Source organism: Candidatus Thiosymbion oneisti, from assembly GCF_004359955.1.
Lineage (GTDB): Bacteria > Pseudomonadota > Gammaproteobacteria > Chromatiales > Chromatiaceae > Thiosymbion > Thiosymbion oneisti.
The window spans coordinates 1-13,382 of the sequence record NZ_SMSC01000017.1 but is presented as its reverse complement, the minus strand read 5'-3'; the positions used below and the strand labels follow the sequence as shown (position 1 = coordinate 13,382).

The window sequence follows — 13,382 nt, the reverse complement described above, 5'->3', positions numbered from 1 at the left end:
CACCAAACCCCTTCCAGTGACAGATCCGATATGATCCGCCTCCTTATGCTCCTGGCGGCATTCGCCGTTTCCCCTCGGATCCTCGGTGTCGAGCCTGAGCCCCCTATCCCGGATGCCCTCAAGCCTTGGATACCCTGGGTGTTGGCGGAGGACGATCGGCGCGACTGTCCTTTGATTATCGGCATCGGGGGGGAACGTCCGTGCGCCTGGCCGGGCCGCCTGGAGTTGGATCTGGACCTGACCGGCGGCCGGTTCGCGCAGCGCTGGCGCCTCCACGCCCGTAGCTGGGTCCCACTTCCAGGGGCGCCGGACCAGTGGCCGGAGCAGGTGCGGGTAGGCGATACCCCGCTTGCGGTGGTTGAACACGAGGGGGCACCGGCGGTCCGGCTCGCTGCAGGCGAGCATGCAATCAGCGGGCGTTTCCACTGGCGCCGAATGCCGGACGGGTTGGCAATCCCACCGGCTACCGGGCTCATCGATTTGCGTCTGAACGGCGAGCCGATCCGGTTTCCCCGCTTCGAGCGCACCGGCCGTTTGTGGCTGGGAGTCGGTGCCGGGACCGAGGTCGGCGCCGCGGCCGCTACGGAGCGCGATGCCCTCGGTCTCTTGGTCTACCGCCGGATCGAGGACGACAACCCCTTGCGGGTCATCACCCGGCTGGACTTGGACGTAGCGGGCCGTGCGCGAGAGATTATCTTGGATTCGGTCCTGCTCCAGGGGGGCATTCCCCTGGGTCTGAATAGCCCCCTGCCTGCCCGCCTGGAGGCCGACGGTCGGTTGCGCCTACAGATACGGCCCGGCCATTGGGAGCTGACGGTCACCGCCCATCACCCTGGCCCTGTCACCAAGCTTGATCTGAGCGCCGCAAGCCCACCCTGGCCGCGGTCGGAGGTCTGGGTCTTCGCCGCGTATCCACAGTTACGCCAGGTGGAGCCCACGGGGGCGGAGCCGGTCGACCCCCGTCAAACCCGACTGCCGGCCCCATGGGCGCGCTTGCCTGCCTATCTGATGCGTCCGGGCGGGAGCTTGCGGCTGGTCCAGGTCCGACGCGGGGATGCGGACCCCGCCCCCGATCGGCTGTCCCTGGAACGGGACCTCTGGCTCGACTTCGGGGGCGGGGGCTATACCCTGCGGGACCATATCCGGGGGGAGCTGACCCGGAGCTGGCGCCTGCAGGTGGGCGATGCGCTGGCGCTGGGGCAGGTGTTGGTGGCCGGTGAGCCGCGCTTCATCACCCGCCTGCCCGGCTCGCCCCAAGCCGGTGTGGAGGTCCGGCAGGGCCGGATCGACCTGGTGGCGGACAGCCGCATCGAGGAGGGGACGAGCAGCCTGCCGGCCACCGGGTGGCGGCTGGATTTCCAATCACTCCGAACCCGCCTGCACTTGCCCCCCGGCTGGGATCTGTTGGCGGTGGCCGGTATCGATAACCTCCCGGACAGCTGGCTCAATCGCTGGACGCTGCTGGATCTGTTTCTGGTACTCATCATCGCCTTGGCCGTAGCGCGGCTCTGGAGTTGGCCTTGGGGTGTCCTAGCCCTGGCCGCCATGGTACTGATCTGGCAGGAGCCGGATGCGCCGCGGATGATCTGGCTCAATCTGCTCGCCGTCGCCGCCCTCCTGCGTCTGTTGCCCGCGGAGCCGGGCCGGGCTGCCATGGCCCACTTACGGCGCTTTCTGCTGTTCTACCAACGCGGGAGCCTGGTCCTGCTGGCGGTGATCGCGGTGCCTTTCCTGGTGGAGGAGATGCGTACCGGCATCTATCCCCAACTTGAGCGTCCCTGGACCCCACCCGCGCAAATGTCCACGGCAATGGCGCCAACGCTAATGGAGGAATCCGCCGGGAGCATGAGGGCGGACTCGGAGATGGTTCTGGACCAGACAATAGCTGGCGAGAAGCAAGAGAGCCGTATGCTAGCCAAGGCGTTACCCAAAAGAAAGGTAGCTACGCCAGTACCCAAACCGCTGTCCCAATCCCTTCCGAGCATCGATCCGGACACCAGGGTCCAGACCGGCCCCGGCGTCCCGACCTGGCGCTGGAAGACCTTGGAACTGACCTGGAACGGCCCCGTCCCCCAAGATCACCGGATCCATCTATGGCTGCTGACGCCCGGCTCCAACCTGGCGCTGGCCTTGGCGCGCTTGGCGCTCGTCCTGGTGCTGGGCCTGAAGATCGCCGGACTGTGGGGAGTGGCCTTGCGGCGTGCCCCGGCCGCGGCCGCCGTGCTCTTGGTCGCCGGCCTATCCGGCATGCCGACACTCGCGTCCGCCCAGCAGTTTCCGTCACCCGAACTACTGGAGGCGCTGAAGACGCGGCTGCTGGAGCCCCCCGACTGTCATCCCGCCTGTGCCGATATCCCGCACCTGCGGCTCCAGGCCACCGGCGATACCCTGGAGCTGGTCATGACGGTGGACGCCGACGCGGCGGTGGCACTGCCCATCCCCGGCGGCACCGGTGTCTGGACCCCAACCGCGGTCACCCTGGACGGCAAGCCCTACGACGGATTGCGCAGGGGGAAAGCGGGTCCCCTCTTGGTAGCGGTGCAACCTGGCCGCTGGTCGCTCGGGCTTACGGGACCCCTGCCTCCCCGCGCCCAGATCGAGCTCCCACTGCCCCTGCATCCCCGGCGAGTGGAAGTGATGGCCGATGGTTGGCGGGTGGAGGGGATCGACGACGAGGGCCGTCCGGGTGCTCAGATCCGACTCGTGCGATTGCGCCGGGAAGGCCAAGCAAGCGTGTTGCAACCCACCGAGCTGCCGCCCCTAGTGCTGGTTAGACGCACCCTCCGGCTGGGGGTCGATTGGCGGGTCCAGACCCGGGTCGAACGCCGGTCCGTGCCAGAGGCACCGATCGTCCTGGAGGTCCCCCTGATTCCGGGCGAGCAGGTCCTCCGGGAGGAGGCCCAGGTCCACGCCGGCCGTTTGCTGGTGAGCCTGGCGCCGGGACAGCGCGAGAGCGCTTGGTCCTCCAGCCTGGAGCCGGTGGACAAGATCCGGCTGCGCGCATCCGAGGACCCGCGTCTCAGCGAGGAGTGGCGGGTGGATCTGAGCCCCCTGTGGCACCTGACGGCGGAAGGCATCCCCATGATCCATCATCAGGGCCGCCTCGGGCGTTGGCTGCCTACCTGGCGGCCCTGGCCCGGAGAGACCCTGTCGCTCACCCTCTCCCGCCCGGAGGGGGTCCCTGGCCCGACCCTGACCCTGGATGAGAGCGACTACCAGGTACGGCCAGGGCAACGGGTGACCGAGGCGGCGCTGGCACTGACCCTACGCAGCAGCCGGGGCGGTCGGCACCGGATCCTGTTGCCCCCAGGCGCCGAGCTGCAACAGGTGGCGGTGGACGGCCTGGAACGGCCCCTGCGTCCGGAGGGACGAGGCTTGAGCCTGCCGCTGGTTCCGGGGACCCAGCGGATTCGCATCCAGTGGCGGCAGCCGGACGCCTTGGCGAGCTACTACTCTCCGCCGGTGCCGGACCTTAAGACCCACGGGGTCAACGCCTCCACCCGGATCCAGCTGGGGCAGGACCGCTGGGTCCTGCTCACCGGGGGTCCCGATCTGGGGCCGGCCGTGCTCTTCTGGGGCCTGGTGGTCGTGCTCGTCTTTCTGGCCGTCGGATTGGGGCGCAGTCGACTCACGCCGCTGAAGACCCGTGACTGGCTATTGTTGGGTCTGGGGCTGAGTCAGGCCGGGATCTGGGTCGGGCTGCTGGTGACCGGCTGGCTCTTTGCCCTCGGGTTGCGGGCGCGCTTGGACCGGGAGCTACCCCCGTGGCGGTTCAATCTCATGCAAACCGGCCTGTTCCTGTTCAGCTTGGCGGCGCTCTCAGCCCTGGTGGTCGCCCTCCAGCAAGGGCTGTTGGGACAGCCGGAGATGCAGATCGCCGGCAACGGCTCGACCAGTACCGACCTGAATTGGTACCAAGACCGTAGCGACCCCGAGCTGCCGCGGGTCTGGGTGATCTCGGTGCCCATCCTGGTCTACCGGGGCCTGATGCTGGCCTGGGCCCTGTGGCTCGCCCATCGCCTCCTGGGCTGGCTGCGCTGGGGCTGGCAGGGCCTGTCCAGTCCCATGTTATGGCGGGACGTCAAGCTGGTGCTCCCGCGTCGCAAGCGACCGTAGGATGTGGTGAGCGCGGGAAATCTTTCAGGATGGCACTGCCGGGTGGCGCGAACCGCATCAATGGATGGTCCGTGCCCAATAGCGATGTCCGCGGCATGCCGTAGGTGGGCTGTGCCCACCGACGGTGCGGCTCGTTTTCCTTACCACATCAAGGATGCGGTTCGCGCCTCCTCGTGATGCCATCCTGTAAGACCTGCTGTGCTCACCACATCCTACGATTCCTGCGTGATTGTGTGGTTCGTTAGGCTGGGTAAACGCAAAAGGCCGGGCTGGGCCCGGCCTTCGGTTCCGCCTTAGTTGCGGTGTTACGCCGCTGCCTTTTCGGCCTTGCCTTCGAGCAGGCTGCCGCTGCCGGTGCGGATCTCGACCTTGCGCGGCTTCATGGCCTCGGGGATCTCACGCACCAAGTCGATGTGCAGCAAACCGTCCTCGATGCGGGCATCCACCACCTTCACATAGTCGGCCAGATGGAACCGGCGCTCGAAGTTGCGGGTAGCAATGCCGCGGTACAGGAAACGGCGCTCCTTCTCCTTGGCGTCGTCCTTGTGCGCACCGGAAACCGTCAGGACACTTTCCTTGACCTGGACATCGAGCTCCTGCTCGGAGAAGCCGCCCACCGCCATGGAGATACGATAGGTGTCGTCGCCGGTGACCTCGATGTCATAGGGCGGATAACCGCCGGTTTCGGACCGATAGCTGGACTCCAGTGCGGAGACCAGACGGTCGAAGCCGATGGCGGAACGGAACAGGGGGGTGAAATCAAGCGCAGTCATGGACATATCCTCCATCTGAGCAATATGACGAAATGCGTTCTTACGAACCGCGTTGCCTGTAGACCTCATACGAGCGTCTACGTTAGCTTAGATAGGGACGGTCGCTGAAAGTTCAACCGTTCAGACCCAGAAAACGGGGAAAACGACGAATCACGTGAATCTGTGCGAATTGGATGGTTGCGCGCACGGGGACATTCGCGTCGATGCGTGTGATTCGTCGTTAAAACAAAACCTAGGTGTTGGGCACAGGTCAGGCTCCCGCCAGGTTCCCTCGGTGGTGTTCTAATTTTGTTGCTGCCGAGTATAGGGAACTTGAAAACTCCTTTTGTCATGGGGTTTTCAAGGCACCCATAAACCAGAAACAACAAGGTTAGAACAGTATCGTTCCCTCCTTCGTCGGGACAGGCCTCCGTCGGGACAGGCCTGGGCCTTTGTCCAACCTACACTGCCGGCGACTGGTAGCCGGCAGCTCAAGTCTATCCTTCCCGATAGCTATAGAGCATGTAGGTATTGATCAGATAGATGGCAAACAGAAAGATGCTCGCCCAACCCACGGTCTTGAAGATCCGAGTGCGTGGCCGATAGAGGAGCCCGACGACGGCCACCCCTGTCATCATGATGGCGGAAAAGGCGGATATGGCATGGGTCGTGGATACCGCATCGAACAAGGGCCCAGGCAGATAGAAGATGTCGTCGATGGCCAGGATGCCGATGTTGAAGAGGTTGCTGCCGAACAGGTTGCCGATTGCCATGTCCACGGCGCCCAACCGCAGGGCGGCAACGGTTACCACCATTTCCGGCAAGGAGGTCACGAAGGCGACGAACAGGGTGCCGACGAAGCCCTGGTGCCACCCCATCTCGACAGCGAGCGATTTGGCGACGAAGGGCAGCCAGACTCCCGCGACCAGGACGACCGCGGCGGCCGCGATATATCTCACCACCGCGGTGCGCAGGCTGAGCCCCGGATAGGCGTCGGCCTCGGCCTCCGTAAAACCTTCGACCAGCTCGGATTCATACAGAAAGACCGAGCGCATCGCGACCACATACAGCATCATGATCGCCGGGCTGTAGAGACCCAGGTGCCACAGGGAAATCCCTGACCCCTGCGCCGCCAGCAGCAGGTTGAACCCGGCGAGCCCGATGAGCATGATCCCGAATCCGGCCGCGAGGATGTGCCCTTGACCGGCCCGACAATAGAGGGGTTCGTCGCGGCTCAGGAAATCGAGCACCACGATGATCACCAGATTGAAGACGCAGCTGCCCAGCACATCGCCCACGGCGATGTCCGGCGCCTCGGCTACCGTCACCGAGCTGATTCCGGTCACCAGCTCGGGCAGGGAGGTGACACTGGCGAGCATGATGACCCCAATCCAAGTGCCACCCAGCCCCGTCTTGTCGGCAATGGCATCACCGTAACGCGACAGTTTGACCCCGGCGAAGCCGATCGCTACCACACACACTAGGAATTGCACCCAGACCATCGGTCAAAACCCCAGATTGGAGGACGGCATGGAGCGATGGGCACCCACGCCAGGACACTGGAATCGTCAAAAATGCCGTTTTACATCCTGGCAGTCAATAAAAGGTCGCCGCCGCACGCCAAAAGGCGAGTACATCACTTCAAAGTATTCTGCATGTTCGTAGGGAACGCCCTCTGTGGCGTTCCGCAGGCCGCTCAGAACGCCGCTACGAACATGTAGAATACTGTGAAATGATGTACCAGATGGCCGCAACATCCCAGCGGTCCGCACAGCGGACCCTACACTAACCGTTTGATTGATTGTAGGGTCCGCTGTGCGGACCGCTTGCGCATTGTGGCTACCTGACAGATGAAAAACAAACGGTTAGGCTAAATGGCAACAGGACCTGGTACAGCAGTGCCGAAGTACCGATAACATCGGTTCGGTTCTTGCAAGGGGAATTTTTTTGCCGCAAATGAACGCAGATCGGTCGCGATCGGCTCGCTATCCTCGACGGTTCTTAAGCTCATTGCATTTATTTGCGTCCATTTGCGTTGATTTGCGGCTGATTTTTCCGTGAAGAGCTTGCCCGCTCAATGTTATCGATAGCTGAGAGCATCTGTACCAGGCGACCGGTGAGCGGCGTTTGACTGGCGATTGCCCGGTCCCTAGAATGATTTTCCGTTGTCGGGCGCATAGCTCAGTGGGAGAGCACTGTCTTCACACGGCAGGGGTCGCTGGTTCGAACCCAGCTGCGCCCACCACACCTCAGGCCGCATCCCATCAAGCTTGCCATCGGAAAGACGCGCCTAACCCGACCTACAAGACTTTACGTAAGCGGAATTTGAAGCGGAGGAATGTTGTAATCTTTGTCCGGCCTGACGGGACCAGCGGTATTGAAGGTCTTCATGAATTGTCGAGCCAATCCGGGTAAACTTTGGGAAAGGATTTTGCTATGGGAGACCAAGCTGTGCGGATACTTTTGGGAAGATTAATATAAAGCACAGCCACATCTGTTCAAAATACGGCCTAGAAATGAGGGGTGTCTTTGTTACGGGCACGGACACGGGCTGCGGGAAGACCGAAATCACGCTTGCGCTGATGGAGTCCCTGCGCCAGAGCGGTGCAGCAGTGCTCGGCATGAAGCCCGTAGCATCCGGAGGCGAATCTACCCCCGAGGGCTTGCGTAACGCGGATGCCCGGCGACTCCAAGCCCAGGGCAGTCACCAGATACCCTACGAGCAGGTGAACGCCTACGCCTTCGAGCCCCCGATCGCACCCCATATTGCGGCCGACCAGGCAGGGGTGCGGATCGAGCTGGAGGTCATCGCAGCGGCCGCGGGGCATTTGGCGGCCAGATCCGATTTCCTGGTCGTCGAGGGCGTCGGTGGTTGGCGTGTGCCCCTCGGACCCTCCCTGTTCACGAGTGACCTGCCGCTCGCCCTGGACCTGCCGGTGGTCTTGGTATCCGGGTTCAAGCTCGGCTGTGTCAATCACAGCCTGTTGACGGTAGAGAGTATCCGCATGTCCGGGACCCGGCTCGCCGGCTGGGTCGCAAACCAGATCGATCCGGATATGCCGGCTCGCGACGAGAACCTGGCCACCTTGGTGGCCCTGATCGAGGCACCTTGTCTGGGCCTGGTACCCTGGATGGCATCCCCCGAACCGCGCCGGGTTGCCGAGCACTTGGATCTTACGCCCTTGCTTACAGGTTAACCATTATGCAACCCGGAATATCCCCAGCCCTGTTTCTCGGTGCCTTGCTGACGCTCGGCCTAATCCTGACGGCAGGCTCCACCCCTGCCAGCGCCGGCTCGGGCGACGCCCTATCCCGCACCTTGAAGCTACCCAAGGCGAGTCTGTTGGTCACAGAGCACGGTCGCCCGGTCATCAGCCGCCACCCGGACCGGGCCATGGTTCCGGCGTCGACGCTGAAGATCCTGACCGCCTTCGCAGCCATCGAGCGCTGGGGATTGGATCACCGTTTTCACACGGATTTCTATCTTGGCAACGATGATCGGCTCTGGGTAAAAGGTTACGGCGATCCTTATCTGGTATCCGAGGAGCTGGACCTCATCGCCGATGCGCTGAAGGCGCGCGGGGTCCGGAAGGTCGCGGGGATTGGTACGGACGACAGCTATTTCGATCCGAACCTGGCGATCAGCGGACGCTCGTCGAGCGACAACCCCTATGATGCACCGGTGACCGGGCTGGCGGCCAACTTCAATACCGTCAATGTCATCAACAAAGGTGGAAAGGTCCGTAGCGCCGAGGCGCAAACGCCGCTGACCCCCATGGCGCGGCGGTTCGGACAAGGGTTGGGGGCCGGTACGCACCGGGTCAACCTCGAGCAACGGGAGAAGGCGGTCCGTTACTTCGGCGAACTCCTGAGCGCCAAGCTGGAGCAGGCGGGAGTCCGGGTGGGCAGCAATCTGCGCAATGGCCCGGTACCGACAAGAATAAAAAAAGTCTACCGCCACCAGAACAGCCATGATCTGCGGTCCGTAATCACCGCCATGCTCGAATACTCCAACAACTTCATCGCCAACGCCCTGTTCCTGAAGCTGGCGGACCCAGGTGATGGACGCGCGCTGAATATGTCCAAGGCACAGCGGGCCTTTGCGCGTTGGGTGGACCAGACCTTCGAGTGGCGAGATTACCGCATTGAAGACGGTGCCGGGCTGTCCCGCGGTAACCGCCTGAGCGCCCGACAATTGCTGGAGGTGGTGAACGCCTTTGCCCCTTACCGGACGCTCCTGCCGAAGCAGAATGCACAGGTGCGGGCAAAGACCGGCACCCTGCGGGGCGTGAGCTCTTATGCGGGATTCGTAAAGCGCAACGGGCGGTGGGAGCCCTTCAGTCTGCTGATCAATCAGCCCGTGCCCCATAATCTTCGCCGGCAGGTGGCGAACTCCCTGGCCAATACCCCGGACCTGACCCGGCTGTGCCCGGGCGGGAGTTGTTGATCCGCGAATCGGAGCGGTCCTGAATGATTTGTCGCGAAATCCTAATAGAGAGGATTAACAGGATTACCCCTGAAGTATCCCCACAAATCAGCCTCTGGCTCCCACGCTCCAGCGTGGGAGCAAGTCCGGACGCTCCAGCGTCATGAAACCTTGGCCGCTGGAGCGGCCACAACGGCATTCCCACGCTGGAGCGTGGGAACGAGCCATGAGGGCATCGTGGCCGCTCATTCGCTCCATAACTCGTTGTTTTAGATTGCAATAATGTGGGGATACCTCAGGGATTACCCAGGATTTACAGGATGCATATTAAAATGTAAGAATCCTGTAAATCCCGTGTAATCCTGTAAATCCTGTCCTATTGAGGGTTCGCGACGAAGCTCGAGTTGGGTACTCGTGGGCTTAAGGCAAAGCCTCGCTAGGGTTATAGTCAACCCTTGGTATCGGATTCGATGAACCTTTGCAGATCACGCAGCATGCCAGCGGGTTCTGCCACGGCCATTGCGGCGATCTCATCCGCCCGCGCCTGGGCGCGGGAATGGGCGTAAATGCGCAGCTGGGGTGCGTTGCCCGATGGACGGATGTGGGCAATATCTCCGTTGCGGAAGAAGCAGCGGATACCGTCCTGGACATTGATACGCGCCAGCTCGCCGAATCCCCTCGCAGGCGTGAAGATGCCCTCGAGGACCTGCCGTTTCCGATCGAAGGCCTGACCCTCCGGGTCGCTCAACGACCACTCACCGACGACCGCCTCGGTCAGATCACGCAGCAGGATGCGATCACTGTGAAACTCCAACCACTGGATAGCCTCGCCCGGCGGTTGGAAGTAGGCGAGGATCTTGCGGCTGGTGTCCTGCGGGAAGTCGTCGATCAGGTCCGCTCTCCCATACCACTGAGGCAAGCGGTCGAAGCACTCCGACAGGGTCGCGCCCGGTTCGGCCGCAGCGTGCAGCACGGCGAGTATGGGCAGGATGGCGTCACGGGTCGGAAGCGCGCGCAGCATGCCGCCGTTCAGGGTCAGCTCGGAACCGACCAGGAAGCCGCCGTTGGCCTCCCAGCCGACCACCCGTTGCTGGCCCTGCACCAGCGCCTCCTGCATGGCCTCGATGACGAAGGGCGATCCGATCCGCGTCTTGGTCGTGATCAGGCCCTTGCCCATGAAGTGCTCGTGCACACCGGGGTTGGTACTGATCGGCACCGAGACGGCATCCGCTTTGAGATAGTCGGCGACGACGGCACCCACCAGATCCCCCGGAAAAAAGCGCAATACGGGCCTTGCGGGATCGTCGGACTCGGAGACGCCAACGATCAAGGGCCGATCGCTGTCGCCGTCCGTTGATACGATGGCATCGATCCGGCCATGCACGGCCTGCTGTTCGGCGACGATCTCCGCGAGCATCCGCAGATGCGCCGGAGAAATGGCCTCGGTATCGATGGGGACGAAGGTATCGCTGCGTCCGACCCGGATCACCTCGGCCCCCGTGTGCGCCAGGATGCGCGGCAGCAGCTCCCGCCCGACAGCGGCGTATTCGTAGAACAGGATGCGCTTACCCTGCAGGCCGTTGCGGGGGAATACCCGGCGGTAGCGCTCGAGGTAGCCCTGCTCGGCCACCGGGTTGACCGGCGGCAGGACTGGCCGCTGCTCGGGCTTCAGCATCCCCGCGGAGTCGAATAGGGATGCCGCCGCCGGACGCCGGTACTCCTGTTGTCGAACCGCCTCCACCGCAGCGACGATGCCCGGCTCGTCGGACTTGAGCACCTCGCCGTCGCAGCGATTGGCCTTCTGCCCATTCCGATCCGCCGGGATATGGCTGCCGGTGCACATGAAGCTCATGACCCCCTGTCCGAGGGCATAGAAGGTCAACGCAGGGGTAGGCAAGCTGCCTATATAATCCACCTGATAACCGGCGTCCAAGACCGCGCGCGCCGTGGCCCTCAGAATCTGCGGCGTCGAAGGCCGTAGGTCCCCGGCGATGGGAATCTGCAGTGACTCACGCGGCACCGCACCGGCCTGGAGCTTGCCGATGTCTTCGAGGTAACGCAGGGTTCCCAGCGTCAGGCTGTAGACCTCCAGATCGGTAAGATCCTTCACCAAGGCCCGGACCCCACTGGTCCCGAAGCGTGACACCACCGGCGTGTAGCCAAGGATGTCACACAACTGCGGTTGAGTTTTCATTTTCCGCCGCACCTCCTCCAGACTCCTACGCACGGCTAAGGCGACACAAACCGTGCTGCGTCGACGCCAAGATTAACCAAGTAGAACTCGATGCACGGTTCGCGGTCGCCTTGAGCCGAATGTGTACGCCCGGCACGGGCGTGAACTTATGGGGTGAAAGTCCCCTGTAGGAGTACCTGTGATGTCCTGTGGGACAACTGTAACTACTAGCCGACGGCAAGGGCAAACCCGCGAGGGGATGTCTGAAGGAAGCCCGAGCGCAAACGTGCGAGCCGACGGACAGAAACCGCATAGAAGGCTTGGTTCCCGGGCGAGTCAGCACAAGATGACGAAGCCCACCCGGTGCAGGGGATAGGGTAAATGCGGCGGTTGTGCATGGAAAGTTCATGTTCTTATCCGGGGAGAGCTGTCCCACTTGCGGCCCGTGTTTCTATGGGAGTCGAACTGAGGGCCAGTCCGAAAGGGCTGGAAACACCATCGAACCCTAACGGGGCAGTGGTCGCTAAGGGAGCCGGCCTGAGGGCCAGCGCGAAAGTGCTGGAATTGCCACCGGACCCGACAGCGACTCGGGCAGCGCGTCTTGCGGCAACGCCTGACGTGATGGGACAGAAGTCAGCAGAGGGCATAGTAGCCAAACGCCCACCCGTAATGGGTGGGACAGGGTGAAGGCCTGAACCTTCGGCAACGAGAGAGCCGGGCGAGCCTCAACGACGGGATTGCACCCGACCGGGTGAAACCGCCTTGACGGTTCGTCGCGTAACCAGCGTTGGAGGTCGCCATGTTACGGTGATCCTTTTAACCCCGAAGGAAACGCCCCGTGCGGACCCGCATGCGGGGTGTTGTGGAGGCCGGGGGAGAAAAACCCCCGACTATCCGATTATACGTCTCTTACACGGCTGGCAAATTCCAGAAATTCGTCGTGTGGAATGATTCGGCGACGAGCTTCAAATTCTGGCGCTTTGGCATCTTCTCTGTTGAAAACCACCCCTCGATTAAGCTCCTCTGGCACAGTACCTAAAGGCGCAGAAAATCCCTCTGGACCGTTGTTAATTCCCTCTCGCGGATAAAAATATAGTGGGTTGCTGTTGAACAAAGCTTCATCAAACTCAAGACCTGTTAGCTGTTCAATCTCAGTAATAGTAACTTGGTAGTTTTTTATATCTATAGAATGCTGACCACGCTTATCAAGCAAAAACTGTGCGTCCTGGTAGAGGATATATGCTTGAGATTCAAGCTGCTCGGATTCTTTCCCAATATACACGACAACCTTCCAAAAACCCGATGGAATTTGGACCTTTTGCTGTAGAGTACGGCGGGTATACCATCGATCAGTTTGAGTGAAAACAGGCCCAGTAAAGATTGTTATACGGCCATTTTTGTCTTTTTCTAGATGTTGAACAACACGCTCGGGAACACGCCATTCATCTTGATTGAAATTTTCGTGTTGCATTGAGGCATTAGCATACGAACATGAATCGTTACTTGCCCGCTTTGCCTCGTACTTACTCCCCCAAGTTACGGCGGTTCTTCTAGTTAGATGCCCTCGGTCCCAAGGATTTCGTTTATATGCTGCAGGACCAACTTGGTTGTTAAGACCAATTCTAGGGTCTACGAACTAGTCTCTGCCGGACACTTGTTGGAATTCATTTTGATCAAGATTTGCAGCGGAAATTAGCGCTTGATTGTTGAATTTACTCATTATCACTGAGTAATGAATATAATCAATAATGTGTCCGTTCTCGTTGTCATCTCGAACAAACAGAATATCATCTTCAATTTCCAGCCCCGCTTTTGGCAGAGCTATTGAAACCCCTTTTCCCAGAAATTCTGGATCGTAACCTTTTCTAAGATCAGTCATGTGTTTTCTCCTAAGGTTGAATTTCACGTATAACAG

At 61.5% G+C, this 13,382-nt stretch carries 8 protein-coding genes and 1 tRNA gene; 4 read left to right on the top strand and 5 right to left on the bottom strand.

Annotation, left to right across the window (positions count from 1 at the left end):
* The first annotated feature begins 30 nt into the window (after positions 1–30).
* Positions 31–4,116 (top strand): hypothetical protein, encoded by a 4,086-nt coding sequence (locus tag E1958_RS11255; protein ID WP_133511960.1) that lies wholly within the window; start codon positions 31–33, stop codon positions 4,114–4,116.
* A gap of 305 nt (positions 4,117–4,421) precedes the next feature.
* Here E1958_RS11255 and E1958_RS11250 read toward each other — a convergent pair whose 3' ends face one another.
* Together E1958_RS11250 and E1958_RS11245 are read right to left on the bottom strand one after the other, a co-directional pair.
* Positions 4,422–4,889, bottom strand: coding sequence for an Hsp20 family protein (locus E1958_RS11250; protein ID WP_089725968.1), 468 nt, complete (start codon positions 4,887–4,889; stop codon positions 4,422–4,424).
* 476 nt (positions 4,890–5,365) lie between these two features.
* The gene (locus tag E1958_RS11245) at positions 5,366–6,370 is read right to left on the bottom strand and encodes a sodium:calcium antiporter (RefSeq protein ID WP_133511959.1); all 1,005 of its coding nucleotides are present in this window, start codon (positions 6,368–6,370) and stop codon (positions 5,366–5,368) included.
* 668 nt (positions 6,371–7,038) lie between these two features.
* On the opposite strand from E1958_RS11245, the gene E1958_RS11240 reads away from it, so the two are divergent.
* From E1958_RS11240 to E1958_RS11230, 3 genes are all read left to right on the top strand, one after another.
* Positions 7,039–7,113: transfer RNA gene (locus E1958_RS11240), tRNA-Val, on the top strand.
* A 271-nt stretch (positions 7,114–7,384) separates the two neighbouring features.
* Positions 7,385–8,065, top strand: coding sequence for a dethiobiotin synthase (bioD, locus tag E1958_RS11235; RefSeq protein ID WP_089725963.1), 681 nt, complete (start codon positions 7,385–7,387; stop codon positions 8,063–8,065).
* A 5-nt stretch (positions 8,066–8,070) separates the two neighbouring features.
* Complete coding sequence (locus E1958_RS11230) at positions 8,071–9,315, top strand: D-alanyl-D-alanine carboxypeptidase/D-alanyl-D-alanine-endopeptidase (protein WP_133511958.1); 1,245 nt, start codon at positions 8,071–8,073, stop codon at positions 9,313–9,315.
* Between the two features lie 427 nt (positions 9,316–9,742).
* Here the strand turns inward: E1958_RS11230 and E1958_RS11225 are convergent, their stop codons facing one another.
* From E1958_RS11225 to E1958_RS11215, 3 genes are all read right to left on the bottom strand, one after another.
* Entirely contained in the window at positions 9,743–11,488 is a 1,746-nt protein-coding gene (locus tag E1958_RS11225) for a phosphohexomutase domain-containing protein (RefSeq protein ID WP_133511957.1), read from the bottom strand.
* Positions 11,489–12,365: 877 nt separating this feature from the next.
* Positions 12,366–13,088: a DNA/RNA non-specific endonuclease gene (locus E1958_RS11220; RefSeq protein ID WP_243725264.1), complete on the bottom strand. Its 723-nt coding sequence runs from the start codon at positions 13,086–13,088 to the stop codon at positions 12,366–12,368.
* A 15-nt stretch (positions 13,089–13,103) separates the two neighbouring features.
* A partial coding sequence (locus E1958_RS11215; RefSeq protein ID WP_208108593.1) for a hypothetical protein occupies positions 13,104–13,382 on the bottom strand: 279 nt, incomplete at its 5' end.

Bases quoted from the DNA above. Each gene is read 5' to 3' on its own strand.
- E1958_RS11250 (WP_089725968.1), bottom strand. From the start codon at position 4,889: ATGACTGCGCTTGATTTCACCCCCCTGTTCCGTTCCGCCATCGGCTTC.
- E1958_RS11225 (WP_133511957.1), bottom strand. From the start codon at position 11,488: ATGAAAACTCAACCGCAGTTGTGTGACATCCTTGGCTACACGCCGGTG.
- E1958_RS11245 (WP_133511959.1), bottom strand. From the start codon at position 6,370: ATGGTCTGGGTGCAATTCCTAGTGTGTGTGGTAGCGATCGGCTTCGCC.
- E1958_RS11255 (WP_133511960.1), top strand. From the start codon at position 31: ATGATCCGCCTCCTTATGCTCCTGGCGGCATTCGCCGTTTCCCCTCGG.
- E1958_RS11230 (WP_133511958.1), top strand. From the start codon at position 8,071: ATGCAACCCGGAATATCCCCAGCCCTGTTTCTCGGTGCCTTGCTGACG.
- bioD (WP_089725963.1), top strand. From the start codon at position 7,385: ATGAGGGGTGTCTTTGTTACGGGCACGGACACGGGCTGCGGGAAGACC.